At 72.2% G+C, this 26,145-nt stretch carries 22 protein-coding genes; 10 read left to right on the top strand and 12 right to left on the bottom strand.

The window, feature by feature from the left end; translation table 11 throughout:
• The first annotated feature begins 373 nt into the window (after positions 1–373).
• The gene (locus tag H1226_RS00640) at positions 374–1,678 is read left to right on the top strand and encodes a hypothetical protein (RefSeq protein WP_258344914.1); all 1,305 of its coding nucleotides are present in this window, start codon (positions 374–376) and stop codon (positions 1,676–1,678) included.
• Between the two features lie 335 nt (positions 1,679–2,013).
• Complete coding sequence (locus H1226_RS00635; protein WP_258344913.1) at positions 2,014–2,985, top strand: LGFP repeat-containing protein; 972 nt, start codon at positions 2,014–2,016, stop codon at positions 2,983–2,985.
• A 93-nt stretch (positions 2,986–3,078) separates the two neighbouring features.
• Here H1226_RS00635 and H1226_RS00630 read toward each other — a convergent pair whose 3' ends face one another.
• The 3 genes from H1226_RS00630 to H1226_RS00620 form a co-directional block, all read right to left on the bottom strand.
• Positions 3,079–3,942 (bottom strand): alpha/beta fold hydrolase, encoded by an 864-nt coding sequence (locus tag H1226_RS00630; RefSeq protein WP_258344912.1) that lies wholly within the window; start codon positions 3,940–3,942, stop codon positions 3,079–3,081.
• A gap of 119 nt (positions 3,943–4,061) precedes the next feature.
• Positions 4,062–4,985 carry a hypothetical protein gene (locus H1226_RS00625; protein ID WP_258344910.1) on the bottom strand — a complete coding sequence of 308 codons (924 nt, stop codon included), beginning with the start codon at positions 4,983–4,985 and terminating at the stop codon, positions 4,062–4,064.
• Positions 4,982–5,206, bottom strand: coding sequence for a zinc finger protein (locus H1226_RS00620; RefSeq protein ID WP_224958415.1), 225 nt, complete (start codon positions 5,204–5,206; stop codon positions 4,982–4,984). Before H1226_RS00620 ends, H1226_RS00625 begins: the two co-directional genes overlap by 4 nt.
• Here H1226_RS00620 and H1226_RS00615 point away from each other — a divergent pair.
• The 5 genes from H1226_RS00615 (at position 5,199) to H1226_RS00595 (ending at position 12,577) form a co-directional block, all read left to right on the top strand.
• The gene (locus tag H1226_RS00615; RefSeq protein ID WP_258344907.1) at positions 5,199–6,353 is read left to right on the top strand and encodes a helix-turn-helix domain-containing protein; all 1,155 of its coding nucleotides are present in this window, start codon (positions 5,199–5,201) and stop codon (positions 6,351–6,353) included. The genes H1226_RS00620 and H1226_RS00615 overlap by 8 nt on opposite strands.
• A 97-nt stretch (positions 6,354–6,450) precedes the next feature.
• Positions 6,451–9,717: an arabinosyltransferase domain-containing protein gene (locus H1226_RS00610; protein WP_258344906.1), complete on the top strand. Its 3,267-nt coding sequence runs from the start codon at positions 6,451–6,453 to the stop codon at positions 9,715–9,717.
• Between the two features lie 232 nt (positions 9,718–9,949).
• Positions 9,950–10,927, top strand: coding sequence for a glycosyltransferase family 2 protein (locus H1226_RS00605; RefSeq protein WP_258344905.1), 978 nt, complete (start codon positions 9,950–9,952; stop codon positions 10,925–10,927).
• A complete protein-coding gene (locus tag H1226_RS00600; protein WP_258344904.1) occupies positions 10,914–11,315 on the top strand; it encodes a GtrA family protein in 402 nt (133 codons plus the stop codon). The genes H1226_RS00605 and H1226_RS00600 overlap by 14 nt, the downstream gene beginning before the upstream one ends.
• Positions 11,312–12,577: an NAD(P)/FAD-dependent oxidoreductase gene (locus H1226_RS00595; RefSeq protein WP_258344902.1), complete on the top strand. Its 1,266-nt coding sequence runs from the start codon at positions 11,312–11,314 to the stop codon at positions 12,575–12,577. Before H1226_RS00600 ends, H1226_RS00595 begins: the two co-directional genes overlap by 4 nt.
• 52 nt (positions 12,578–12,629) lie before the next feature.
• Here the strand turns inward: H1226_RS00595 and H1226_RS00590 are convergent, their stop codons facing one another.
• The 4 genes from H1226_RS00590 to glf all read right to left on the bottom strand — a co-directional run bounded on the left by H1226_RS00590 (position 12,630) and on the right by glf (position 17,584).
• A complete protein-coding gene (locus H1226_RS00590) occupies positions 12,630–13,778 on the bottom strand; it encodes a decaprenyl-phosphate phosphoribosyltransferase (protein WP_258344900.1) in 1,149 nt (382 codons plus the stop codon).
• Positions 13,771–14,289: a phosphatase PAP2 family protein gene (locus tag H1226_RS00585; protein ID WP_224967134.1), complete on the bottom strand. Its 519-nt coding sequence runs from the start codon at positions 14,287–14,289 to the stop codon at positions 13,771–13,773. Before H1226_RS00585 ends, H1226_RS00590 begins: the two co-directional genes overlap by 8 nt.
• Before the next feature lie 120 nt (positions 14,290–14,409).
• Positions 14,410–16,389 (bottom strand): glycosyltransferase, encoded by a 1,980-nt coding sequence (locus H1226_RS00580; protein ID WP_309148769.1) that lies wholly within the window; start codon positions 16,387–16,389, stop codon positions 14,410–14,412.
• 1 nt (position 16,390) lies between these two features.
• Positions 16,391–17,584, bottom strand: coding sequence for a UDP-galactopyranose mutase (gene glf / locus H1226_RS00575; protein WP_258344899.1), 1,194 nt, complete (start codon positions 17,582–17,584; stop codon positions 16,391–16,393).
• 266 nt (positions 17,585–17,850) lie between these two features.
• Between glf and H1226_RS00570 the strand changes: the two genes are divergently transcribed.
• Positions 17,851–19,077 (top strand): glycosyltransferase 87 family protein, encoded by a 1,227-nt coding sequence (locus H1226_RS00570; protein WP_258344892.1) that lies wholly within the window; start codon positions 17,851–17,853, stop codon positions 19,075–19,077.
• A 93-nt stretch (positions 19,078–19,170) separates the two neighbouring features.
• Here the strand turns inward: H1226_RS00570 and H1226_RS00565 are convergent, their stop codons facing one another.
• On the bottom strand, positions 19,171–19,980 hold the full coding sequence (locus H1226_RS00565; protein ID WP_224958406.1) for an HAD family hydrolase: 810 nt from the start codon (positions 19,978–19,980) through the stop codon (positions 19,171–19,173).
• A gap of 175 nt (positions 19,981–20,155) precedes the next feature.
• Here H1226_RS00565 and H1226_RS00560 point away from each other — a divergent pair, with 175 nt between their 5' ends.
• On the top strand, positions 20,156–21,028 hold the full coding sequence (locus tag H1226_RS00560; RefSeq protein ID WP_258344890.1) for an LLM class flavin-dependent oxidoreductase: 873 nt from the start codon (positions 20,156–20,158) through the stop codon (positions 21,026–21,028).
• A 254-nt stretch (positions 21,029–21,282) separates the two neighbouring features.
• On the opposite strand, the gene H1226_RS00555 is transcribed toward H1226_RS00560, so the two are convergent.
• Positions 21,283–21,900 carry a helix-turn-helix domain-containing protein gene (locus H1226_RS00555; RefSeq protein WP_258344888.1) on the bottom strand — a complete coding sequence of 206 codons (618 nt, stop codon included), beginning with the start codon at positions 21,898–21,900 and terminating at the stop codon, positions 21,283–21,285.
• A gap of 106 nt (positions 21,901–22,006) precedes the next feature.
• Here H1226_RS00555 and H1226_RS00550 point away from each other — a divergent pair, with 106 nt between their 5' ends.
• Positions 22,007–22,642: an endonuclease gene (locus tag H1226_RS00550; RefSeq protein WP_258344886.1), complete on the top strand. Its 636-nt coding sequence runs from the start codon at positions 22,007–22,009 to the stop codon at positions 22,640–22,642.
• Here the strand turns inward: H1226_RS00550 and serS are convergent, their stop codons facing one another.
• The 3 genes from serS to H1226_RS00535 all read right to left on the bottom strand — a co-directional run bounded on the left by serS (position 22,643) and on the right by H1226_RS00535 (position 26,141).
• Positions 22,643–23,908 (bottom strand): serine--tRNA ligase, encoded by a 1,266-nt coding sequence (gene serS, locus H1226_RS00545; RefSeq protein WP_224958400.1) that lies wholly within the window; start codon positions 23,906–23,908, stop codon positions 22,643–22,645.
• 93 nt (positions 23,909–24,001) lie between these two features.
• On the bottom strand, positions 24,002–24,868 hold the full coding sequence (locus tag H1226_RS00540) for a flagellar biosynthesis protein FlhF (protein ID WP_258344879.1): 867 nt from the start codon (positions 24,866–24,868) through the stop codon (positions 24,002–24,004).
• A gap of 106 nt (positions 24,869–24,974) precedes the next feature.
• Complete coding sequence (locus tag H1226_RS00535; RefSeq protein ID WP_224958396.1) at positions 24,975–26,141, bottom strand: glutathionylspermidine synthase family protein; 1,167 nt, start codon at positions 26,139–26,141, stop codon at positions 24,975–24,977.
• Positions 26,142–26,145: the final 4 nt, after the last annotated feature.

Here is a 26,145-nt window from a genome sequence, read left to right as displayed (position 1 = left end):
CCTCCCGCCATCGCGAAGAACCCCCTCCGCGGAGGGGGTTCTTCGCGTCTCGGGGTCCGCCGCGGGGGCAAGCCGGCGGAGCAGGGCACGCGGCCGGACGGGGGCACCGGCGCTGCGGCGAACACGGAACGTTGCCGGCGAAAATTGCTGACCCTGTGCGTCCGGAACCCGATCCGATCCGCCCCCGAACCCCCGCGAGCTGCGCCTACACCCCTGCCGTCGGTCACTCCGAGTGGTACCGGTTCGGCCGCGCGCCGAGCCGGAAAAGTCCGAAACCGGTTGCGATAGGAAACTCGGACTCGAATCGGTAACAGAGTGCAACTCCACCGCCCCTTCCGGCGATCACAAGGTGACGACTCGAAAGGGGCAAGGAGTGACCGTCACCGAACTCGCCGGAGCCGCCGTCAGCGCGGCGGCTCTGTGCGTCCTGACCGTGCTGCCCGGTGCCGCCCACGCGGAAGCGCAGCCGATCAGCGGGCTCCTCGGCGGCCCGAGCACCACGCAGACCAGCGCCGAGCGCACCATCGAACTCCCGCTGCTCGGCGACCCGACCGAACGGACCGGCCCGCCGCCCACCGGCCCCGCGCCCAGCACCAGCGGTACCCCCGCCACCGCGCCCGTCCACGACGAACCCACCCGCCCCGGTGACGGCGAGATCGGAGCGCGCTACTCGGCGCTGCCCCGCGCGGTGAAGGACGCCATCGGCAACCCGCTCGGCGACGAGGAGGTCGAGCACGACTCGCTGCGCTGGCGCGAGTACGAGCACGCCCGCTTCTACTGGACGCCCGACACCGGCGTGCACATCGTCTTCGGCGGCATCCTCGACCGGTTCGTCGCGCTCGGCGCGCACGACGTCGTCGGCGTGCCCACCACCGACGAGCTCACCGACGACGCGGGCGCCCGCTACACCGAGTTCGTCAGCCTCGACGGCAAGGAGACCGCCTCGGCGATCTACTTCACCAGCGCCACCGGCGCGCACCTGCTGCGCGCCCCGATCCTGGAGAAGTGGACCGAGAACGGCGGCGGTGCCGCACTCGGCCACCCCACCACCGACACCACCACGACCCCCGACGAGCTCGGCGCCTACAACCACTTCTCCCGCCCCGGCGGCGCCTCCATCTACCTGACCCGGGACAACGAGGCGCACGTGGTGCTCGGCGCGATCCGGGACAAGTGGGCCGAATCCGGCTGGGAGGCAGGGCCGCTCGGCTACCCGACCACCGACGAGATCACCGCCGCCGACGGACGCGGCAAGTACGCCCGGTTCGACGGTGACGGCGAGTTCGCCGCGGGCATCGCGTGGAGCCCGCAGACCGGGGCGCACTCGGTGCGCGGCGCCATCATCGACAAGTACCTCCAGTTCAGCGGCCCCAACGGGCTGCTCGGCTACCCCACCACCGACGAGCTCACCGCCCCCGACGGGCGCGGCAAGTACGCGCACTTCGCCGGCGGCGACACCGGTGCCGCCTCCATCTACTGGTCGCCGCAGACCGGGGCCGTCGAGGTGTACGGCGGCATCCGCGCCCGCTGGTCCGCGCTCGGCTGGGAACGCTCCTACCTCGGTTACCCGGTGCGCGGCGAGCACGACGTGCCGTGGGGCCGCAGCACCGAGTTCGAGCTGGGGTACGTGGATTGGCACCGGGACGGCGGACGGGTGGCCGACTTCCCGAAGCGCTGACGGGCGAGCCCGGATCCCGGCTGGTACAACGGGAAACGGGCCACGAACTGAGGTGCGCCTGACGGAGTGGGGTCCGTCAGGCGCACCTCTTCCCGTTCCACCCGCTTCCGCGGAACTCCCGCCCCGCCCCGATTCCGGTCGCCGGCCCCGATCTCGCCCGCGGCCCCCGTTTTCGCCCGGACGCTCGGGCCCCACGGCCTCGACGCCTCCGGCGTGGATCCGGCCGATGCGGCCGAACCGGTGAACGTCGAAACCCGGGGCAACCGGCCGGCCCCGCCCCGCGTGCTCAAGTCGTACGGAAATTCCTTGCTGTGCAAGCGAAAAGGGGACGTGCCTTGAACACCAGGAACTGGGGAATCGTGCTCGCCGCGGCCGCCGTGCCGCTCGCCCTCGCCGGACCCGCCGCCACCGCGGCCGCCGCGCCGGAACCGGCCGGACAGGTCCAGCAGCAGGCCTTCACGCCGATCGAAGAGCGGTACTGGAACGACGCCGACCTGCGGCAGCTGCTCGGCGAGCCGGTCGACTCGCAGCACACCGACGGCGAGACCAGCTACCAGCGGTTCCAGTACGGCTGGTTGTTCCACACCGAGGCCACCGGCGTCACCGAGATCCACGGCGACATCGCCGCGCGGTACAACGACATCGGGGGCTACGACGTGCTCGGCGCCGCCGACGCCGACGAGCGCGTCGCGCCGGACGGAGTCGGCCGCTACAACCAGTTCGCGGGCAGCGACGCGACCGGGCCCGCCTCGATCTACTGGACCGACGCGACCGGGGCGCAGGGCGTGTGGGGCCCGATCCGGGACTTCTGGGAGGCGAAGGGCTGGGAGGTCGGCTACCTCGGCTACCCGACGAAGACGACCACCGCCACCGTCGACGGATCCGGCAGCTACAACCACTTCGTCGGCCCGAACGGGGACGGCGCCTCGGTGTACTGGTCGGAGGAGACGGGCGCGCACTCGGTGCAGGGCGCGATCCGCGAAGCATGGGCCGCGCAGGGCTGGGAGACCGGCGAGCTCGGCTACCCGACGACCGACGAGCAGGTCGCCGACGACGACATCGGCCGCTTCAACGAGTTCTCCGGCCGCCAGGAGACCGGGGCCGTCTACTGGTCCCCGGAATCCGGGGCGCACTGGCTGCGGGGCGACGTGCTGCGGCACTGGTACGACCTGGACCGCTACTCCGGCTACCTCGGCTACCCCACGTCGGACCCGCACGAGGTCGACGGCGGCGTCCAGGTGGACTTCCAGGGCGGCTACATCCTGCGCAACCCGGACACCGGCGCGATCAGCGACGCACCGTGGTGATCCGCTGACGAGCCGGACCACCGCGGGGAGCGGTCCGGCCCCGCACACCCGACCATCCGAAGTGGACCGATTCGGCCGGTCCACTTCGGACGGTCAGAGCGCGTCGGCGAGCCCGCCCAGGATCTCGGCGAACTCCACCGGCCGGCAGAAGTACCCGACGTGCCCGCAGTCGAGCGTCCGCACGTCGAACGGGTTCGCGGGCGCCAGCGCGTCCGCGTCCGCGATCATGCGGTCCTGCTCCGGCAGCGGGGTGCAGCGATCCGCGGCGAACCGCACGAACGTGCGCGGCACCCGGCCCCAGCGCTCCGCCGTCGCCGGCACCCGCTCCGCGCCGATGCGCACGTTCGCGTCCGGCTCCAGCACGTCCACCAGGGCGCGGAACTCGTCGTCGGTGCCCTCGGCCAGCATCGCGGCCTTCGCCGCCCGGAACCGGGCCGGGTCGGAGTCGCGCAGGTTGAACCGCAGCACGCCCAGCTCCGCCGGATCGCCGAGGACCGGCCACCCGATCTCGTCCAGCAGGTTCCCGGTGTGCTCCGGCCAGCGCGCCGAATCGGCCACCGACTCCGAGCGCACCGCGCACCACGCGGACAGGTACACGAGCCGGTCCACCAGCTCCGGGCACCGCTCGGCGACCGCGGTGATCGGGATGCCGCCCGCGCTGGTGCCCGCCAGCAGCACCGGACCGTGCTCGGCGACGCGGCGCAGCAGCCCCTCCAGGTGCTCGGCGTAGTCGTCGATCCCGATCCCGGCGAGCGCGGAAGGGGTGGTGGCGAACGCCTCGACGTCCTGCGGGGACTGGTAGTAGGCGGCCGGGTGGTGCGCGTTCAGGCCGTGCCCGGGCAGGTCCGGCGCCAGGCTGCGGTAGCCGCGCAGGGCCAGCTCGCGCTGCACCGGCGACCAGACGCCCGCGGTGCTCGCGGCGCCGTGGACCAGCACGATGGTGGGGTTCGCTGACATGGGGCCTCATCTCCGACGGCGCGGTCGCGCCGGAACGTCGTGGGATGCCCGGCTTCCGCGGTCGCGGAACGGGACGGCTCGCGAGGGCGAGCGGGCGGCTTCGTCAGCTGATCACGATGTCAGAGTAGGGCACCGGGCAAGCGAATATCGACGCGCGACGGCAGCGCGGGCGGGGCCACCGGGCGGAACTCCCGGTGCGCGAGCAGCGCGAGCGCCGTGCCCAGCCGGTGGCAGAACCAGTCGTCGGTGCGCAGCCGGTGCCTGCCGGCGTGCTCCTGCGGATCCTGCTCCGGCCACACGATCTCCTCGTCCGGCACGTCCGCGCAGGACGACGAGGGCGCGAGGACGTCCGCCGACGCGGTCCGGAAGGCGGGAGCGGGCGGGGCCGGAACGGGCCGGGCGGCGGGGAGCCTGGCCGCGGGAACCCGGGCCGCGGAGAGCTGGGCGGGGAGCTGGGCCGAGCGGGGGCCCCGCTCCGGGGGGCCGGACGTCGCGGGACCCGGTTCCGCCGGTCCGGGTTCGAACGAGCCCGGCTTCGGCGAGTCCCGCTTCGGCGGCGGTCCGGGTTTCGGCGGTCCGGGCTTCGGCGGCGGTCCGGGCTTCGGCGGCGCGGGCCGCGGTGGGGTCGGTTCCGCGGCGACCACCCGGTTCGCGGGGAACCGCGGGCGCGGCCGGACCGAGGCCGGCGCCGCAGCACCGGCCGCCGGCCGAGGCGGCGCCACGCCGGCCCGCACCGTCCAGGTCGGGCGGCCCACCGGCGCGGGCCGGTCCACCGACCGCAGGTCCGTCACCCGCCGCCCCGGAGCCACCGCCCGCACCGGGCTCCCCGGACGCGCGGCCGGTCCCGCAGCGGGGACCCGCCGCTGTCCGGCGGAAGCCACCGGAGCACCGCGGGAGCGCACCCGCAGCCGGTCGACGGTGACCGCGCCCGGCCCCGCGCCGCCGTGCTCGCCCCGGCCCCCGCGCAACGGGAGCACCAGTGCCAGCACCCCGGCCAGCAGGACCGATCCGGCCACCACGGCCCCGAGCTGCTCGGCGCTCATCCCTGCTCCCTCGCATCGCGCAGCGCCTTCGCCCTGGCCAGGCAGTCCGCGCAGGACTCCGCGAACCAGTCGCAGTCGCTGGGCTCGTTGATGGTGAACCGCAACCCGCACAGCGCATCCCGCACCTGCCCGGGGTACGGCCGCTGCTCGGCGGACAGCGCGTGCCGCTCGCCCTTCGCCGGGCGCCAGTACGCGACCGGACCGGCCAACCTGATGAACACCGCGAACCTCCTCGTCCTCCGCTGCGGACACCGCTTTCGCGGCGCGCGTCCGCCGCCGAATTCCGGGACGTTCCGGGCCGCCGCACCGTTCTCTCGCCGCGCAGTTCTCGCCGCGCAGTTCTCGCCGCACGGCTCTCACCGCCGACTCCCGCCGCACGACTCCCGCGGCACGTCCGGCGCGCAGCGGGAACCGGCCTACCTGAACGATAAAGAGAGTGCATTCCCGGAGGAACTACCCATTCGGATGATCTTGATTGCGCACAGGTCCGCGCACTGGAACAACTGGACTCGATCCCCCGTTTCGATCGAAAGGCCACCGATGAGCATCACCGGCCCTCCCGTGGCCCGCCTCCAGCTGGGCAGGCTGCTGCGGGACATGCGCGAGAGCTGCGGAAAGACCCAGGAACAGGCGGCGAACGCGCTGGAATGCACGAAACCGAAAATCAGCAAGATCGAGACGGGCAAGGCCACCATCGGACCGGGAGATGTGCGGCTGCTCATCGACTGCTACGGGGTGCCGGGGGACCGCGCGGAAACCGTTCTGCAACTCGCCCGCCAAGCCCGGAAGCGGAATCATATTCGCGTTCCGGACTGGGCACAGCGATTCGTCGCGATGGAAAGCATCGCCGCCACGCTCTTCGCGTACGAGTCCGAACTCGTTCCCGCGCTGTTCCGCACCCCCGAGTACGCCAAGGCGGTCGCGCTCGCCCTCGACCCGCGGCGCGACGCGGACGAGCTCGAACGGCTCGTCACCGTCAACGCCGACCGGCAGGCGGTGCTCGCCGGGGACGAGCCGCCCGCGGTGGCCGTGGTGCTCAACGAGACGGTGCTGCGCCGCCAGGTCGGCGGCTGCGCCGTGATGCACAAGCAGCTCGCGCACCTGCGCGACCTCACCGAGCGGCCGAACATCACCGTGCAGGTGCTGCCGTTCGGCGCCGGCGCGCACGCGGCGATGGGCACCTCGTTCCAGCTGCTGCACTACGAGCAGCCCGCACCGGGGCGGCTCGTCTACATCGAGCACCTCAGCAACGCCGACTACCTCGACGGGCCGGCGCAGACCGAGTGGTACGACACCGCGTTCGCCCGGCTCCGGGCGGCGGCGCTGAGCCCCGGCGACACCGCCACCCTGCTCGACGAAGTCCGCTGACCCGGCGGTCCGGCGACGACGGCGACCGGAGCCGTCCGCGACGCGTGCGCAAGAATGATCCCGCGGCGACGGGGAAGATCTTCTTGAGGACGGTGTCGTGGAGCCCAGCAGCCCGATCCGTGCACCAGGGGAAGCGCGACGCCCCCTCGACGAGCTGACCGCTCCCGCGGCCCGCCGCGCCAGGTGGATCGCGCACGTGGTGGCGCTGCTGCTCGGCGTCGCCGGGCTGTGCTGCGCGCTGGCCCTGCCGTTCGCCCCGGTGTGGGCCGACCGCACCGAGGTGAGCTGGCCCGCCGCCGACGAACCCGCGGTGTCCACCACCGCGCTGTTCGCCCCGTACCGCCCCGCCGAGTTCACCGCGACCGTCCCGTGCCGCGCGCTGCGGGCCGCGCTGGACCGGCCGGAGCCGGTGCTGCTGCTGGCCACCACGCCGCCCGGCAGCGAGCGCGACGGGCTGGTGCTGCGCACCGAGGGCGGCGCCCCGGACCTGGTGCTCGGCGAACGCGCCGTCCCGCTGCCGCCGCTGCCCGCGGACTGCGACCTCACCGTGCGCGCCGACGCGCAGCGGACCGAGGTCGTGGTCGGCGGGCTGCCCGCGATGGTGCTGCCGGACGTGCCCGCGCCGGAGATCTTCGCGTTCCGCACCGGCCTCGCCCCCGAGCAGGCGGCCGAGCTGTCGGTCACCGCCCGCGCCCACACCTGGTTCGAGACCGCACCGAGCTCGCTGAAGCTGTCGCTGATCGGGACGGCGCTCCTGCTGGCCGCGGCCTCGCTGCTGCTGCTCGTCGCGCACACCCCGCCGACCTGGGCCGCGATCCGGCGCGCTGCGCTCGCCCGCATCCGCTACCGCACGGCAGCATTATTGCTGGTTGATGCCATCGTAGCGGCGGTGCTGGCGTGCTGGCTGGTCATCGGGCCGATCAGCGATGACGACGGCTTCGCGATGCTGACCATCCGCAACCACGCGGCGACCGGGGACATCGGCAACTTCTACCGCTGGTTCAACGCTTCCGAGGCACCGTTCACGCTGGTGCAGCACCTGATGCGCTGGGTGTCCGAGCACAGCCTCGCGCCCGCGTGGCTGCGGGTGCCGAGCGTCGTCGCCGGGATGCTCACCTGGCTGGTGCTGGCGCACGGCATCGTCGCCCCGCTGTGCCGCGGCGTCCGGCGGGCCGGGGTGCACCTGCTGGCCGCGGTGTTCTTCCTCGCCTGCTGGCTGCCGTTCGACCTCGGCATCCGGCCGGAGGCGTTCGTCGCGCTCGGCACCGCCGCGATCGTCGCGCTGCTGCTGCGCGCCACCGCGCCGACGGCGCGGGCCCCGTTCGGCCCGCTCGGCGCGGCGGCGCTGCTGACCGGGCTGACCGTCGCCGTCACGCCCACCGGGGTGGCGGCGCTGCTGATCGTGCTGGCGTTCGCACCGCGGATCCGGCGGGTGCTGGTCGTGCCGGGGGCGCTGCCGCGCTGGATCACCGTGCCGACGCGGACCGCGCTGCTGTGCTGCCTCGGCTCGGTCGGGGTGGTGGCGATGTTCGCCGACTCCACCTGGACCGGGTTCCGCCGGGCCACCGAGATCCACGAGGAGTTCGGGCCGAGCCTCGGCTGGTACCAGGAGATCGACCGGTACGCGGAGCTGCTGGGCACCACCACCTGGGGGACGGCGAGCAAGCGGTTGGCGGTGCTGCTGGCGATCGCGGCCGTGCTGCTGGCATCCGCGGCGGTGCTGCGGCGGCTGCACCGGGCGGTGCGGATGCCGGAGCTGCCGCTGCTGGTCGGCGCGGTGGTGGCGGTGTTCGCGACGCTGTGGCTGACGCCGTCGAAGTGGACGCACCACTTCGGCGCGCTCGCCGGGGTGGCGCCCGCGCTGCTGGCCGCGACCGCGGTGCTGCTGGCCAGGGTGGGGGCGTTGCCGGGCGCGAAGCGCGAAGCCCGGCAGCTCGGCGTCGCGGGCGCGGCCGGTGGCGCGGTGCTGGCGGCGCTGGCGTTCACCGGGCCCAACTCGTGGTGGCAGTACTCGGACTTCGGGGTGGCGTGGTCGGACACCGCGGTGCGGCCGCTGGGGCTGCCGTTGGACGGTCCGCTGCCGTGGCTGCTGCTGGCCGCGGTGATCGGTCTGCTCGGGTTCGGGCTGGTGCGGATGCGGGCGCTCGCCGGGGCGTGGACGCTGCCCGCCTCGGCGCTGTTCACCCTGTCGGCGCTGGTGATGGTGGTGGTGCTGCTCGGGTCGTTCGCGCAGGCACCGGCGCAGGCGGGCGCGTTCTCGGTGGGCCGCTCCAGCTGGGACAGCGTGCGGGCCCGCAGCTGCGGCGTCGAGAACGAGGTGGAGACGCTGCCGCTGGCCGAGGCCGGCGCGCTGCGGCTCGTCGACGGCCCGCTCGACGACACCGGCGCCGAGGCGGAGACCGGCACCGCTGCGACCGACGACGAGGACGGCGAGCCCCCGGCCACCGCCTTCGCCGCGAACCGCGAACGCCCCGGCCGCCCGCCGCAGGAACCGCTGCTGCGCCGCGAACCCGGCGAGCTCGCGCTGCGCCCCACCGGCGCCGAAGCCGAACCCACCGACGCGAGCCCGCTGATGTGGGACAGCCTCCGCGACGGCCCCGCCACCACCGGCGAGGTCACCACCGGCTGGTTCGAGCTGCCCGCGCTGCGCCCCGGGCAGGAGCTGTCGGTGTGGGTCGCCGGCCGACCCGAGCAGGGCAACGAGCTGGCGCTCCAGTTCGGCGGCCGCGCCGGGGACGAGGTGCGCGAGCTCGGTTCCCGCGCGCTGCGCGACACCCCGCCCCGGCAGCTGCCCTACGAGGACCCGCGGAAGGGCCGGCCCGTCGACTGGCGGGACTTCGGCTCCTGGCGGCTGATCACCGTCACCGCCGCCGACCTGCCCGCGCGCGCCGACCGGGTCCGGCTGCACGCCGTGGACACCACCACCGACGAGCAGGGCTGGCTCGCGTTCAGCGGTCCCGCGGTGCGCGACGTGGTGCCGCTGCGCGACGTGCTCGACGGCGGGATCCCGGCGCTGGTCGACTGGCCGATCAGCTTCCTGTTCCCCTGCTACTTCGACTACCCGCGCGTCTCGCACGGCACCGCGGACAGCCCCGGCCTGCTCATCACCCCGCCCGCCGGGGAGGGCTCGATGGCGTTCGACCCGTCCTACGGCGGGGTGTTCACCGGTGTGCTCGGCCAATCCCGGCGGCTGGAGACGCCGAGCAGGCTGCGCGGCGACCCCGGGTTCACCTGGGGGCACGTGCTGTCGGTGCGCTACGACCTGGACCGCGACGCCTACGACCAGCGCACCCGCCGGGTGTTGCAGGGCGGCGCGGACGGCGACGGCGCCTACCCCTTCGAGGAAGGCGATCTGCACCCGTGACCGCGAACATCACCGGACCGGTGGATAACGATCACGCGATGCCGGTGCCCAGCGATGGCCCGATGCGGAAAACTCGGGTGCGCCGGGCACCCCGAGCCGTTCCCCGCCCGGACGAACCGCGCCGGATCGCCCGACCGACGGGCAACCGATCCGCCGAGCGCGGCGTCCACGCGAAGCGAGGACGGTGACGAGGGGGAGTCAGGTGGCCGAGACGATCAGCCGAGCAGTGCCGGTGCCCTCGCCAGACCGGCGGACCGAGGAGGCGGCCACGGGTTCGCTCATCTCCTACGTGCTGCCGGTGTACGACGAGCAGGACGGCCTGCGCCGGTTCCACCGGGAACTGCTCGCCGCCACCGCGACCCGGCCCGACCTGGAGTACGAGTTCGTCTACGTCAACGACGGTTCCCGGGACGGTTCGCTGCAGGTGCTGCGGGAGCTCGCCGAGGCCGACCCGCGGGTGCGGGTGCTGGACTTCGCCCGCAACTTCGGCCACCAGATCGCCATCACCGCCGGGCTGGACCACGCCGAGGGCGACGCGGTGGTCGTGATGGACACCGACCTGCAGGACCCGCCCGCGGTGAGCATCGAGATGATCGACGCGTGGCGCGGCGGCGCCGAGATCGTGTCCGCGCGGCGGCGGACCCGGCGCGACACCCGGTTCAAGCGGCTCACCGCGCACTCGTACTACCGGCTGCTGCACAACCTGGCCGAAGTGGACATCCCGGTGGACACCGGCGACTTCCGGCTGCTGGACCGGCGCGCCGCCGAGGAGCTGCGCGGGTTCCGGGAGCGCAGCCGGTTCATCCGCGGCATGGTCGCCTCGATGGGGTTCCAGCAGACCGAGGTGCTGTTCGACCGGGACGAGCGGGCCGCGGGCGAGACGAAGTACCCGCTGCGCAAGATGGTGCGGCTCGCCGCCGACGGCGTCACCGGGTTCTCCACCGCACCGCTGAAGCTGATCACCCGCATCGGGTTCCTGAGCCTCGGGCTGGCCGCGCTGGGCATCCTCTACGCGGTGGCGCTGCGGCTGTTCTTCCCGCAGATCACCGTCTCCGGCTGGACGATGATCATGGTGGTGATGCTGTTCCTCGGCGGGGTGCAGATGCTCTCGCTCGGCGTGATCGGCAGCTACATCGGGCGGATCTACGACGAGGTGCGCCAGCGCCCGCTCTACATCGTGCGCAAGGTGATCCGGCATGACGGGGGTTGAGCAGCGCCGGCTGCCGAGGCCGAGCCGCGCGCTGGTGCTGTACGGGATCATCGGCGTCAGCGGCGTCACCCTCGACTACCTGGTGTTCCTGCTGCTGTTCAACACCTGCGGGCTGCACGAGCAGCTCGCGAACGCGATCAGCACCAGCGTCGGCATCGCGAACAACTTCGCGCTCAACGCCTGGCTGAACTTCCGCACCCGGGACCGGCTGCTGGTCCGCTTCGCCCGGTTCTACAGCGTCGGCCTGGCGGGCATGGCGGTGACGTTCCTGCTGCTGCACCTGGGTTCCGGGCTGCTCGGGGTGACGCCGAACCTGGTGAAGGCGGCCGCGATCCCGCTGGTCGTGCTGCTGCAGTACCTGATCAACAAGAGATGGAGTTTCGGATGAAGCTGGGTGTCGTGGGCGCCGGGGCCACCGGTCTGACCGCCGCGTTCGACGCGGTGAAGGCCGGCCACGACGTCACCGTGCTGGAGGCCTCCGCCGAGCTCGGCGGGCTCGCGGCCTCCATCGAGGTCGGCGGCACCCCGCTGGAGCGCTTCTACCACCACAGCTTCAAGACCGACCGGGCGATGATCGACCTGATCACCGAGCTCGGCCTGGCCGACGACCTGCGGTTCCACTCCCCCAGCACCGGCGTGTACCTGGACGGCGAGCTGCACCCGTTCGGCACCCCGCTGGAGATGCTGCGGTTCCCGAAGTTCTCGCTGCTCGACCGGCTGCGGTTCGGCGCCAGCTCCGCCGCGCTCAAAGCGGTCCGCGACGGCTCCCGGTTCGGGTCGGTGCGCGCCCTCGACTGGATGCGCCGCTGGGCCGGGCCGCGGGTCACCGGGACCATCTGGGAACCGCTGCTGACCGGCAAGTTCGGCGACCGCGCCGAGCAGGTGTCGATGGCGTGGCTGTGGGCGCGGATCCACTACCGCACCTTCGAGCTCGGCTACGTGCACGGCGGGTTCCAGAAGGTGTACCGGGCGCTGCTGGACGCGGTGACCGAACGCGGCGGCCGCGTCGAGTTCGACAAGCCCGTGGTCTCCGTCCGCCAGCCGAACTCGGTGGAGGTGAAGACCGCCGACGGCACCGCCTACGAGTTCGACCGGCTCGTCGTCACCGTCCCGCAACCGGTGTTCGCGAAGGCCGCCGAGATCGAGTCCGACGACGTGCTGTGGCGCAACCAGTACCTGGGCGCCACCTGCTTCGTGCTGGAGTGCGACCGCAGCGTCATCCCGTACTACTGGCTCAACATCAACGACACCGATTTCCCGTTCCTCGCCGTCGTCGAGCACACCAACATGGTCGACCGCGCCGAGTACGGCGGGCGGCACGTCGTCTACGTCGGCAACTACGTGCCGCGGGACGACTGGCGGTTCACCACCGAACCCTCGGAGCTGCTGGCGCGCTACGTCCCGTGGCTGCGGAAGCTGAACCCGGAGTTCGACGAGTCGTGGATCCGGGACTGGCACTTCTCCAAGGCCGGGTTCGCGCAACCGGTCGTCACGCCCGAGTACCGGGACCTGATCCCGCCGCACGCCACCTCGATGCCGGGGGTCGTGCTGGCCACCATGTCGCAGATCTACCCGCAGGACCGCGGCCAGAGCTACGCGGTGCGGATGGCCCACGACGTCATCCGCGACCTCGGCCTGGACCGGCCCTAGAACGGCGGAACGCCCCCGGCGGGCACCGGGGGCGTTCCGAGATCGGGTTCGATCAGAGGTAGTACGCGAGGAACAGGCAGCCCGCGAGCACGGCTCCGAGGACCAGCAGCACCTTGTCCTTCAGCGCCACCTCCTCCGGCTCGCCCGCGACGCCCTTGTCCACGTCCACCGCGTACCGCAGGATCGCGATCACCATCGGGATGATCGAGATGATGCCCCAGCGGGACTGCTCGATCTCGCGGATGTCGTACGCCCACAGGCAGTACGTCATGATCGTGATCGCGGCCGCGATGGCCCACACGAACCGCAGGTACGACGGCGAGTACGCCTTCAGCGACTTGCGGATCTTCGCACCGGTCTCGGCCGCCAGCTTCACCTCGGCGTAGCGCTTGCCCGCCACCATGAACAGCGAGCCGAACGCCACCACGATGTAGAACCACTGGGTGATCTCCAGCCCGGCCGCGGCGCCACCGGCGACCGCGCGCAGCAGGAACCCGGAGGCCACGATGCACAGGTCGATCACCGGCTGGTGCTTCAGGCCGAAGCAGTAGCCCAGCTGCACCGCGATGTACACGGCCATCACCGTGAACAGCCCGAAGCTCACCACGCCGGAGATGGCCAGCGAGCCGCCGAGCAGCAGCACCGCCACCACCCAGGCGATCGGCACCGGGATGAGGCCCGCCGCGATCGGCCGGTTCCGCTTGGTCGGGTGCTGGCGGTCCGACTCGACGTCGATGGCGTCGTTGATGAAGTAGATGCCCGATGCGGCCATCGAGAACACCACGAACGCCAGGGCGGCGTCGAGCACGACGTCGGTGTTGAGCAGCGCGCCCGCGGTGAACGGGGCGGCCAGCACCAGGACGTTCTTGACCCACTGCTTCGGGCGCAGCTCCTTGATCAGGCCGCTGATCAGGCCCGCCGGAGTGCCCGCCTTCGCGGTCACCTTCGCGTGGTAGGCGTCGGAGGACTTGTCCTTCTCGTCCCCGGCCTTCGCCGCGGACTCCTCCAGCGCGGCGGCGCTGCCGCCCGCCTCGGAGCCGATGGACCCCTCGGCGTCGGCCTCGACCTCGCGCACCTGCTCGGCGTCGGTCTCGACGGAGACCTTCGCCTCGGCCCCGCCGTCCTCGGTCTTCGCCGCGGCCTCGTCGATCCCGCCTTCGGGTTCGCTGACGGTCGCGCCGGTCTCGTTCTTGTCAGCCACGGTTCCTCCGCCGTCTCGTGAACCGCCGGACGCCCAGCGCCACGGCACCGCCGAGCGCTGAACCGGCGAGAACGTCGCTCGGGTAATGAACCCCCAGGACCATCCGGCTGACCATCATCGGCGGCACCAGCGCCGGGGTCAGCCGCTTGCCCAGCAGACCGCCGTAGAGCACGGCGGCCGTCGTCGTCGAAGTCGCGTGCGAGGACGGGAAGCTGAGCTTGCTCGGCGTTCCGACCAGCACCTTCACCTGCGGGTCACCGGGCCGGCTGCGCCGCACGACCCGCTTCACCCCGATGGACGCCCCGTGCGCGAAGGCGACGCCGGCCGCGGCCGCGACCCACTCGCCGCGCCGCTTGCGGTCCACCAGCGCACCCACGGCGCCGATCGCCAGCCAGCCTGCCGCGTGCTCGCCGAACAGCGACATCGCGCGGGCCGCCTTGACCACCGGCGGCTTGGCCAGCGCGCCCTGCACCTTGCGCAGGACGAGCGTCTCGGTGGTGACTTCCGGCATCGGTTCCTCGGTGCCGGGGATGAACTCCCGCTCCGCGGCGCTGGACGCGCCGGGAGTCGTCGTAGTCGGTTCAGCAGCCACTTCGTCTCCGGGGTCGGGGCACACAGGTCACGGGGTCGATCACTTCTCGTCGAAGACCTGTTTCCAGGACTCCGGGCTGGTCAGCTCGGGCAGCGCCGCGCGGTAGACCTCGCGCAGCCGCGGCCACTCGCGGGCCAGCTTGCGGTAGTTCGCCAAGGCGCGGAGCCCGAGCCTGCGGAACTCCTCCGGGTCGCGGCGCCGGAACGACACCCCGCTGCCGTCGGCGTTGGACACGGTCGCGCTGTCCAGCGCGCCGAGCAGGAACCAGCGGGCGCTGTCGGCCGGGATGTTCAGCTGCGGCCGCTCGCCCGCCGCCTGGTCGGGTTCCTTGAGGTTGTGCAGCAGCGCCTTCGACGCCCGCGCCGCGATGACCGCCGGGTTCACCGGCGGCTTCAGCAGGCCCTCCGCCATGATCGGGTCCGCCGAGGGCGGCGGGAACTCGCGGGCCGAGGGCAGCGTCTTCGCGTCGTCGTAGTCCTTGCGCAGCTCCAGCACGTCCGGGCGGGCCGTGCGCAGCGAGTCGAACAGCTCGCCCGGTCCGGCCAGGAAGTCCTCGATGGCCTTCTGCTGCACCGCCACCGTGGAGTACTCCATCGACAGCAGGTGCCGCAAGGTCAGCTTCAGGCCCTGCTTGACCAGGACCTGCCGCACCTCTTCCGGGCTGTGCAGCGCGGCCATCACCAGCCGGTTGCGGGTGTGGAAGTAGGCGGTCCAGTCCGTGGCGTCGTTCTTGTCCGTCCACGGCATGTGCCACACCGCCGCGCCCGGCAGCGTCACCGTCGGGTAGCCGTGCGCGCCGGCGCGCAGCGAGTACTCCGAGTCGTCGAACTTGATGAACAGCGGCAGCGGCAGCCCGGAGTTCTCGATGACCTCACGCGGGAACAGGCACATCCACCAGCCGTTGTAGTTCGCGTCGATCCGCTTGTGCAGCTTCTTGCTCTTGCGCAGCGGGGTCTTCGCGAAGTCGTAGTCGGTGACCGCGCCCGGCGCGGGGCGCCAGATGCCGACGCCGACGTCGACGACCTCGCCCATGCTGTGCAGCCGCGAGCGGGCCTGCAGGTTCAGCATGTGGCCGCCGACGATCACCGGGTGGGAGGCGGCCCGGGCGAACGCGTTGGCGCGCAGCACGCCGTCCGGCTCCAGCGCGATGTCGTCGTCCATGAGCAGGACCTGCTCGGCGTCCGAGTTGTGCACGCCCTCGTACATGACGCGGGTGAAGCCGCCGGAGCCGCCGATGTTGGCCTGCTCGATCACCTGCAGCTTGTCGCCGAGCCGCTCGGCGGCCAGCTCGAAGCCCTCGGTGTCGCGGATCTTCTGACCGCCCTGGTCGGCGACGACGACCTTCTCCACCACGGCCATGACCTCGGGGTCCTCGCCCAGGGTCTGCAGCGCCACGACGCAGTCGGCCGGGCGGATCGTGGTGGTGCCCACGACGACCCGCTGCCGCGGCAGCTCGACGTCGGTGGTCCAGGCCGCCTCGTCGACTTCCAGCGCGCTGTCGTTGGTGAACAGGTCGAACCAGATCCAGCCGCCGTCCTCGAACGGCTTCAGCGAGACCCGGAACTCCAGCCACGTCCAGGACTTCGGGCTGGCGACCGGCGCACCTTCCAGGTGCACGCTGTCGCCGTTGGCCTTCGAGCGGTAGACGTCGAGCCGACCGGCCCCCTTGACCTTCAGCCGCAGCACCACCTCGTCGACCTTCGTCCACCGCTTCCAGTAGCTGGCGGGGAAGGCGTTGAAGTAGGACGCCAGCGAGATCTTGGAGTGCGCGGGCACCTTGATCGAGCGCCGGGACACCACCGTGGTGGTGCCGGTCTGCGGCTCGTCGATGTAAAGCGCGCGCACGTCCAGCGGGTCCTCGCCACGCGGGAAGACCACGCGTTGCAGCACCTGCTCGGGAGCCACCTTGCGGCTCTTCGAGCGGGTGGCGGCCGCCTCACCGGTCTTGCTCTCGGCCGCGGTCGCGGTCCCGGCGCGCTTGGTGGCGGCCGCGGACACGTCGGGGGTCCGGTCGGTCACGTCAATCCTCCAGCGAGCCGTCCAGGAGGCGGCCCTCGGTGAAATAGGGGGTGAGCTTGTTGTCGAACATGCTCAACGCCGAGCCGATCGCCATGTGCATATCGAGGTACTTGTAGGTGCCCAGCCGGCCGCCGAAGAGCACCTTGCGCTCCTTGGCCTCGGCCTTCGCCTTCTCGCGGTACGCCTCGAGCTTCGCCCGGTCGTCGCCGGTGTTGATCGGGTAGTACGGCTCGTCGCCGTGCTCGGCGAACCGCGAGTACTCCCGGACGATGACCGTCTTGTCCTTCGGGTGCCGGTCCTCCCGCTCGGGGTGGAAGTGCCGGAACTCGTGGATCCGGGTGTAGGGCACGTCCTCGTCCGCGTAGTTCATCACCGGCGTGCCCTGGTAGTCGCCGGTCGGCACGACCTCGGACTCGAAGTCGAGGGTGCGCCAGCCCAGCTCGCCCTCCGAGTAGTCGAAGTAGCGGTCCAGCGGGCCGGTGTACACCACGGGCACGTCGGCGGGCAGCTCGGCGCGGACGTCGAAGTAGTCCGTGCTGAGCCGGACCTCGATGTTCGGGTGCTCCGCCATCTTCTCCAGCCAGGCGGTGTAGCCGTCAACCGGAAGACCCTCGTAGGTGTCGTTGAAGTAGCGGTTGTTGAAGTTGTAGCGGACCGGCAGCCGGGTGATGTTCGCGGCGGGCAGCTGCTTCGGGTCGGTCTGCCACTGCTTGGCCGTGTAGCCGCGCACGAACGCGTCGTACAGCGGACGGCCGATCAGGGAGATCGCCTTCTCCTCCAGGTTCTGGGCGTCGGCGGTCTCGATCTCCGCCGCCTGCTCCGCGACCAGCGCCTTGGCCTCGTCCGGGGAGAACGCGCGACCGAAGAACTGGCACAGCAGGCCCAAGTTCATCGGGAACGAGTAAATCTGCCCCTCATGCCGGGTGAACACCCGGTGCTGGTAATCGGTGAAATCCGTGAACCGGTTCACGTACTCCCACACCCGCTTGTTCGAGGTGTGGAACAGGTGCGCGCCATAGCGGTGCACCTCGATACCGGTTTCCGGTTCCGGTTCCGAATAGGCGTTTCCGCCGATGTGGTCACGTCGGTCCAGCACCAGCACCCGCTTGTCCAGCTGGGTGGCGGCGCGCTCTGCGATCGTCAGTCCGAAGAATCCGGAGCCAACAACGATCAGGTCATAGCCTGCGAAGCTCACAGCCGTCGAGGGTAGCGGCCAGCCGACGGGGCCCGGGAACCGCGTTGAGGTTCCCGTCCCGATTCAACTACATCACGTGTTTTCGCTGGCCATCCGGGTGGCGCTGAGTCCGATCAAGACCGATCGTGCAGCACGAACAGTGACACTTCGCGACTCTCCGGAGTCATCACGACGATCGGTGTCGCTCAGCGCGGTGACGGGACCGGCGAGTCGGATTCGGTAGCATCGCCGCGGCCCGCTCCCGGACCTGGAAGGTGATCTGCAGCGTGACCAAGGTCCGAGACGGCCGGTACCTGCTGGTGGCGGCGATCGTCCTGGAAGCGCTGGCGATCTGGTTCGTGCACTGGATCGACACCCGCGGCTACCTGGACACCGAGATTTACCGGCTCGGTGCCCGAGCGTGGCTGAACGGTTACGAGATCTACGGCGACCTGACTCCGGAATCCCCGGACAGCACCACCCTGCCGTTCATCTACCCGCCGTTCGCGGCGATCGTCTTCACCCCGCTGTGGTGGTTGTCCGGCGATGCCGCCGTCGTCGTGGTCTCGGTGCTCTCGCACCTGTCGATCCTGGTGACCGCGTATTCGTTCGCGCGCTCCTCGCCGTACCTGGCGCCGAACGCCGGCTCGGTCGCGGTGGCCACCGCGGTCGCCCTGCCGATCATGACGATCATCGAACCGACGCGGGACACGGTGAACTACGGGCAGGTCAACCTGCTGCTGATGGGCCTGGTCGCCGCCGACTGCCTGCTGCCGCGCACCCGGTGGCCGCGCGGGCTGCTGGTCGGGATCGCCGCCGCAATCAAGCTCACCCCGCTCGGCTTCCTGCTGCTGTTCCTGCTGCGCAAGGACTTCCGGGCCATGTCGGTCACAGCCGTGACGTTCGCCGGGACGGTGCTGCTGGGGCTGCTGGCGGCGCCGGACGACTCGGCGGACTGGTGGCTGGACAAGATGTTCTCCACCGGCGAGGACATCGGCGCGGTGTACGCCGGGAACCAGACGCTGCGCAGCCTGCTCGCCAAGCAGGACATCACCGGGACGGCGCTGGACTCGCTGTGGATCGCCGGGTCGCTCGTGCTGCTGGTGCTCGCGGTGCTGGGGATGCGGTACGCGCTGCGCACCCGGAACGTGCCGCTGGCGCTGGTGGTCAACGCGGTGCTGGTGCTGCTGGTCTCGCCGATCTCCTGGTCGCACCACTGGGTGTGGGCCGGGCCGGCGCTGGTGCTCGTGTTCGCGATGGCCTGGCGGCACCGCTGGTACGGGATCGCGATGTACGCGGGGCTGTGCGCGCTGGCGGTGCTGGTCGCGCCGCACTGGTACCTGCCCAACACCGGGGACCGGGAACTGCGGTGGACGTTCTCGCAGCAGGTCGTGGGCGGTTCCTACGCGCTGCTGGGCATCGGCTTCCTCATCGCCTGCGCGGCCGCGCACCTGCTGCACCGGCAGCGGACCGCGGCGGAACCGGCCGCCGAACGGGTCGGCAGCGGGGTCTAGCCAGGACGCCGTGTCCGCCTCCCCAGCCCGAACACGGCGCTCCGAACGTTCATCAGATCTTCACGCCGCCCGCGGCGGCGCCCGGTCAGCGGCTCACGGCCACCAGCGCTCCAGCACCTGCGCGACCCCGTCCTGCCCGTTGCAGCCGGTGACCTCGTCGGCGATCTCCAGCACCCCCGGGTGCGCGTTGCGCATCGCCACGCCGTGCCCCACCCAGTCCAGCATCGGGATGTCGTTGGGCATGTCGCCGAAGCCGATCACCTCGTCCGGCGGGACGCCGAGCTTCTCGGCCACCGCCGCGAGACCGCTGCCCTTGTCCACCCCCGGCGCGGACAGCTCGACCGGGCCGCCGCCCATCGAGCAGGTCAGGCACAACCGGGGGCCCAGCACCTCCTCGACGGCGGGCACCAGGTCGGTGCTGCGGTCCTCGTGCAGCACCATCAGCTTCACCGCGGGCCGGTCGAACAGCTCCGAGCGCTCCACCACCCGGATGTCCCGGTTCGGCCAGACCCGGTGGAACCCGGCCTCGGCGAGGAACTGCTCGGCCACGTCGTCCCGGGCCCGGCCGGTGGAGCGCTCCACCGCGAACGTGCAGCCGGGCAGCGCCTCGCGCAGCTCGCGGGCCGCGTCGCGCAGCTGCTCCGGTTCCATCTCGGTGCGGTGCAGCACCCGGTCGGATTCGGCGTCGTAGAGCACCGCGCCGTTCGAGCACACCGCGATCCCGGCCACGCCGAGACCGTCCACTATCTGCGGCACCCATCGTGGTGGCCTTCCGGTGACCAGCACGAACGGGGTGTCGTCCACGACGGCGCGCACGGTGCGCGCCGTCCGCTCGCTGACCTGGACCGACGGGTCCAGCAGCGTTCCGTCCACATCGGATGCGACTAGCGCGGGTTTGTTCACCCGGGACATGCTGGCGAGACCGCGCACGAGCCGGGGCTCGATTAATCCGGCTTCACCTGACAGTGTGGATCTTTCCGTCGGCCGGGGAGCACTCGGACGGGCGGCAGGCACGAAACCTGGTCAAGAGCCCGCACAGGGTCGAACCCGTCCGGGTGGTACCGATACGGTCAGCGGTGTGCGCGTTGGGATTGTGATACTGCCCGAACACCGGTGGTGGGCCGCGGAGCCGCTGTGGCGGATGGCCGAGGAGTACGGCTTCGCCCACGCCTGGACCTACGATCACCTGGGCTGGCGGTCGCTGGTCGACAAACCCTGGTTCGACGCGGTGCCCACGCTCACCGCGGCGGCGACCGTGACCTCCACGATCCGGCTGGGCACCCTGGTGGCCTCGCCGAACTTCCGGCACCCGGTGCACTTCGCCCGGGAGATCACCGCGCTCGACGACATCTCCGACGGCCGGATCACGCTCGGCATCGGTGCGGGCGGGCCCGGCTTCGACACCGCGGTGCTCGGCGGGCAGCCGCTCGCCCCCGCCGCCCGGACCGAGCGGTTCGAGGAGTTCGTCGAGCTGCTCGACAAGATCCTCACCCAGGACAACACCAGCTGGTACGGCGAGCACTACACCGCCGTGGAAGCCCGCCGCGCCCCCGGCTGCGTGCAGCTGCCGCGCCTGCCGTTCGTCATCGCCGCGAACGGGCCGCGCGCGATGCGGCTCGCCGCCCGCTACGGGCAGGGCTGGGTGACCACCGGCAGCGGCGGGGACGACGTCGAGGCCTGGTGGCGCGGCGTGGCCGAGCTGACCAAGAAGTTCGACGACGCGCTCGCCGCCGAGGGCAAGGCCCCGGCCCGCGTCCACCGCTACCTGCAAGCGGACGCGGCCCCGGCGTACTCGATGAGCAGCGTGGAGTACTTCAAGGAGGTCGTGGGCCGCGCCGCCGAACTCGGCTTCACCGACGTCGTGACGCACTGGCCGCGCACCGACTCGCCCTACGAGGGGACCGAGTCGACGGTCGAGGAGATCGCCTCCGAGGTCCTCCCCGAGCTCTGACCGTTTCTTTGTCGAACTCGGTTTGCGCAGTGGTCGGGTGGCGGAACCTCAGCGCCCTCCTCGCTGCGGGATCGTTTTCACAGGTGGCTCCGCCACATGAGAAAACGCTGTCCTCGCGAGGAGGGCGCTGAGAACCCGCGGGTGGTCCCGTTGCGTGCGTGGTCGCCGCTCAGCGGCTTCGCCGCTGACAGGAAAGCGGCACGATCCACCGGGCAGGTTGACCGGCGGGCGGTCAGCCCGACGGGCCTCGGTGGCTACGCGGGTAGGTCGGTGGTGAGGAGGGTGGCGCCGACGGCCAGGAACTCGGCTGGCTCGCCGCCGGGCACCACCAACCGGTGCGCCACCGTCGCGCCGAAGCTGGCGCTGTCCCCGGCCCGCAGCGTCACCGAATCCTGCTCGAACTCGACGCGCAGCTCCCCGCTGAGCACGTACAACCAGTCGTGCCCCTCGTGCTGCACCGGCCGCACCCCGACGCTCGTCGGGTCCAGCCGGTAGCGCGCCGCGTACATCCCGGGCAGCACCGAGCGGGGCGTGAGCACCTGCACCGCGAGGTCACCGGATTCGACGGTGGGCACCTCGTCGCCGCGCATCACGACCGCGGCCGGACCGGGCACCGCGTCGGTGAACAGTTCGGGGAGCGCCACGTCCAGCGCCCCGGCGAGCGCGGTGAGCTCCGGAAGCGTCGGCGTCGCCGCCTCGTCCTCGACGGCCGCGAGCCGCTCCGCGGTGAGCCGCGCGGCCTCGGCCAGTCCGGTCCCGGGCAGCCCGCGCTCGGCGCGCAATCGGCGGATCCGCTCGCCGATGCCCGCCAGCCCCCGGCCGTCCGCGCCGTCGCCGGGCGCGCTCTGTCGTTCAGCTGAAGGATCCGCCACGCCCACCACCATAGGCGCTGGTCCCCCGCGGATCCCGGCACCGAGCTCCGCGTGCCGGTGTGGGCGCGGGCACGCCCGGGTAGGCCGGGCCGGAGGAGGTGCCGACATGTCCGAACGGTCCACCGCCCGCGCGCTGGTGCGCGAAGCGGGCACCACCTACGCGGAGCAGGCGGGCATCGCGCTCGCCGACAAGCCGTCCCCGCTGTACCGGTTGCTGGTGCTGTCGGTGCTGCTGTCCACCCGGATCAAGGCCGAGATCGCGGTGGCCGCGGCCCGGGAGCTCGGCGAGTTCCCCACCGCGGAGCGGATGCGGGACGCGACCTGGCAGCAGCGGGTGGACGCGCTGGGCCGCGGGCACTACGTGCGCTACGACGAGAGCACGGCCACCGCGCTCGGCCGCGGCGCCGAGCTGGTGCTGGACCGCTACCGGGGCGACCTGCGCCGGTTGCGGGCCGCCGCGGACGGGGACCCGGCGGAGGTGCAGCGGCTGCTGCGCGAGGTGCCGAGCCTCGGCCCGGTCGGCGCGCACATCTTCTGCCGGGAGGCGCAGGCGGTGTGGCCGGAGCTGCGCCCCCACTTCGACGCGAAGGCGCTCTCCGGAGCCGAGAAGGCCGGGCTGCCTGCGGACGCGCACCGGCTGGGCGAGCTGGTGCCCGCGGACGACCACGCCCGCTTCTCCGCCGCCCTGGTGCGCATCACGCTGGAGAAGGGCCTCCTCCAGGGGATCACCGCGTCGGCCTGATCAGGCGACCGGTTCGAGCACTTCCCGGCCGCCGAGGAACGGCCGCAGCGCCGCGGGCACCACCACGGAACCGTCCGGCCGCTGGTGGTTCTCCAGGATGGCCACGATCCACCGGGTGGTGGCGAGCGTGCCGTTGAGCGTGGAGGCGATGGCGTTCGGGCCGTCGGCCTCCCGGTAGCGGGTGTTGAGCCGCCGCGCCTGGAACGTGGTGCAGTTCGAGGTGGACGTCAGCTCGCGGTAGGCCTGCTGCGACGGGATCCACGCCTCGCAGTCGAACTTCCGGGCCGCGCTCGCCCCGAGGTCGCCGGCCGCGGTGTCGATCACCCGGTACGGCACCTCGATCTTGGCGAGCATCTCCTCCTCCCACGCGAGCAGCCGCTCGTGCTCGGCGCGGGCCTCCTCCTCGCGGCAGTAGACGAACATCTCCAGCTTGTTGAACTGGTGCACGCGGATGATGCCGCGGGTGTCCTTGCCGTAGGAGCCCGCTTCGCGGCGGAAGCAGGTGGACCAGCCCGCGTAGCGCAGCGGACCGGCGGCGAGATCGAGGATCTCGCCCGAGTGGTAGCCCGCGAGCGGGACCTCGGAGGTGCCGACCAGGTACGCGTCGTCCTCCTCCAGCCGGTACACCTCGGTGGAGTGGGAACCGAGGAAGCCGGTGCCCTCCATGATCTCCGGGCGGACCAGCACCGGCGGCACGACCAGGGTGAACCCGGCGGCGGTGGCCTGGGCCGCGGCCATGTTCAGCAGCGCCAGCTCCAGCTGGGCACCGATGCCGGTGAGGAAGTAGAACCGGGCGCCCGCGACCTTCGCGCCGCGCTCCATGTCGAACGCGCGCAGCCCCAGGCCGAGGTCCAGGTGGTCCCGGACCTCGAAGTCGAACTCGTGCGGGGTGCCGACGTGCTTGAGCACCACGAAGTCGTCCTCGCCACCCGGCGGGGTTTCGGGCTCGACGATGTTCGAGACCTTCTTCTGGGTGCGCAGCAGCTCGGCGTCGGACTCGGTCTGCTCGGCCTCGGCCTGCTTGACCTGGGCGGAGAGGTCCTTGGCGCGGGCCAGCAGCTCGTCGCGCTCCTCGCCCTTGGCCTTCCCGACCTGCTTGCCGAGCTGCTTCTGCTCGGCGCGCAGCGTGTCGGCTCGGGACACCGCGGACCTGCGACGCTCGTCGGCGGCGAGCAGCGCGTCCACGAGGGACGCGTCCTCACCTCGGGCGCGCTGCGAGGCGCGCACGGCCTCCGGGTCATCGCGAAGCGTCTTGAGGTCGATCACAGCAGGTGAGCCTAGCCGGTCGGCTCCCTCCGGTGCCGTCGCGGGGGCGGTGCCCGCGGCCCGTCCAGGTCATCCGGGTGGCCGGTCGGGGCGTCAGCGCTCGTGGCGGCGCCGCTGCCGGGGCCGGTCCCGGCGGGCGGGGTCGCCGAGCCTGCGCCCGGTCGCCGAGCGGTAGCGCGCCCGGCGCGCGGTCTCGGCGGGGCGGCGCGGGGGTCGCTGGTCAGCGGCCTGCTCGTCGGTCGCCGGAGCGGGTTCCTCGGCCACGGCGGCGGACTGCCCGGGGGCGTCGGTGTCGGCGGGCTCCGGCCGCTCGGCGGCGGGTTCGGCGGGGCGGTCGGCCGATTCGGCGGGGCGGTCGGCGGGTTCGGCGGGGCGGTCCATCGGTGCGCCCGCGGGGCGGTCGGCCGGTCCCGCCGGGTCCGCTTCCCCGGTCGCCGCCGGACCGGCCTGCTCCGCGGCGGTCGCCGCGTCGGACACGACCTCGCTGCCCGCCTGCACCGACCGCGCGGCGGCCTCGCCGAGCTCGCCGACCCCGCCGCGCAGCGCGTCGTCGACGCCCGCGTCCCGCAGCACCCCGCGGGCTTCCCGCGTCAGCCCCAGCACGATCTCCGGGTTGCGGTCGATGGAGGTGAGCACCCGCTCGATGATCTCGGCGACGTGGTCGAGGCGGACCTTGAGGAACGCCTGCGCCTCGACGCCCTTGAGCTCCAGGTCCGCCCGCCCCAGCGACACGTCCGCACCCACGCTCAGGCGCAGCAGGTCGCGGATCTCCGCCTGCAGCGACACCTGGGCCCGCAGGTCCTCGACCTCCAGGTGGAGCTCCTCCACCCGCAGGGCCGGCACGTCGAGCAGCACGTCGGGCTCGACCTCGCCCGGCCGCTCAGCGGCCTGCTGCTCCGCGCGGTGCTGCTCGACCGCTTCGCGGTCCTCGTCGTCGTTCCCCGCCTGGCTGTACGGCATGCGCCCACCCCGCCGTGTCGAACCGGGCTCGCGGAGGCGCGCCGCCCCCACCCCGTTTCCCCACGGAAGCACAGGTCACGAGGTCACGCCCGGTCGGCGGGCCGGGTCAGGAGCCGGGGATGCGGTGCGGGACGAACGCGGCGCCGTCGTCGGTGATCAGGCCCGCGGTCTCCCGGATGCCGAGTCCCGCGGCGGAGTCGCCGACGACCCAGGCGCCCAGCGCGGGCCGCATCCCGTCGAACTCGGGCAGCGGGTCGAACGCCTGGTAGACGTAGCCCTCTTCGCCGTAGAAGCCGCCGGTCTCGGTCTCCCAGCCGGGCGCGACCACGGTGATGTTGTTGCCCTCCCGGCCGAGCCGCGGCTTGCGCACGTACTCGGTGAGCATGCCGGGCTGGTCCAGGAACGTCGGCAGCAGGTTCGGGTGCCCGGGGTACATCTCCCACAGCACGGCCAGCAGCGCCTTGTTGGACAGCAGCATCTTCCACAGCGGTTCGATCCACTGCGTCGCGGGCAGCGTGTGCACCGCGTGCTTGCCGAAGTCGTCGTCGACCATCCACTCCCAGGGGTAGATCTTGACGACGGAGTTCATCGGCGCCTCTTCGAGGTCGACGAAGCGCTCCAGCAGCGGCTCCCAGCCGATCTCCTCGATCACCAGGCCGACGGTGTCCATGCCCGCCTCGGCCGCGGTCTCCTGCAGGTAGGCGGAGGTGATGTTGTCCTCGCCGCTGGTGTCCGAGCCGGACCAGGTGAAGTGGACCTCGCGGGTGGCGAGCTGGTCGGCGATCTCGCCCCAGCGCTCGACCAGCTTCTCGTGGATCGAGTTCCACTGGTCGTCGCCCTCGTGGCACTCGGTCAGCCAGTTCCACTGCACGACCGCCGCCTCCAGCAGCGAGGTCGGCGTGTCGGCGTTGTACTCCAGCAGCTTCGCCGGGCCGGAGCCGTCGTAGCGCAGGTCGAACCGGCCGTAGAGGTGCGGATCGTTCCGCTTCCACGACTCGGCGATGTGCGGCCACACCCACTCGGGAATGCCGAAGTCCCGGTAGCGCTCGGTGGTGACCACGTGGTCCACCGCGTCCAGGCACATCGACTGGAGCAGCTCGACGTCGGCCTCCAGGGAGAGCACCTCGTCCAAGCTGAACTCGTAGTGCACGCCCTCGTCCCAGTACGGCCGCTGCGAGCCGTCGGCCGCCCGCGCCGGGGTGCCGAACACGAGACCCAGTTCCTCGACCTTGCGCTGCCAGTCCGGCCTGCGCCCGGTTGTCCTCCGCCGCACTCGT

This window comes from Saccharopolyspora gregorii, from assembly GCF_024734405.1.
In the GTDB taxonomy this organism is placed as follows: Bacteria; Actinomycetota; Actinomycetes; order Mycobacteriales; family Pseudonocardiaceae; genus Saccharopolyspora_C; species Saccharopolyspora_C gregorii.
The sequence above is the reverse complement of the archived record's forward strand: the minus strand, read 5'-3'. Positions and strand labels throughout refer to the sequence as shown.

Bases quoted from the DNA above. Each gene is read 5' to 3' on its own strand.
- H1226_RS00630 (WP_258344912.1), bottom strand. From the start codon at position 3,942: ATGTCAGCGAACCCCACCATCGTGCTGGTCCACGGCGCCGCGAGCACC.
- H1226_RS00625 (WP_258344910.1), bottom strand. From the start codon at position 4,985: ATGAGCGCCGAGCAGCTCGGGGCCGTGGTGGCCGGATCGGTCCTGCTG.
- H1226_RS00615 (WP_258344907.1), top strand. From the start codon at position 5,199: ATGAACACCGCGAACCTCCTCGTCCTCCGCTGCGGACACCGCTTTCGC.
- H1226_RS00600 (WP_258344904.1), top strand. From the start codon at position 10,914: ATGACGGGGGTTGAGCAGCGCCGGCTGCCGAGGCCGAGCCGCGCGCTG.
- H1226_RS00595 (WP_258344902.1), top strand. From the start codon at position 11,312: ATGAAGCTGGGTGTCGTGGGCGCCGGGGCCACCGGTCTGACCGCCGCG.
- H1226_RS00585 (WP_224967134.1), bottom strand. From the start codon at position 14,289: ATGCCGGAAGTCACCACCGAGACGCTCGTCCTGCGCAAGGTGCAGGGC.
- H1226_RS00550 (WP_258344886.1), top strand. From the start codon at position 22,007: ATGTCCGAACGGTCCACCGCCCGCGCGCTGGTGCGCGAAGCGGGCACC.
- H1226_RS00540 (WP_258344879.1), bottom strand. From the start codon at position 24,868: ATGCCGTACAGCCAGGCGGGGAACGACGACGAGGACCGCGAAGCGGTC.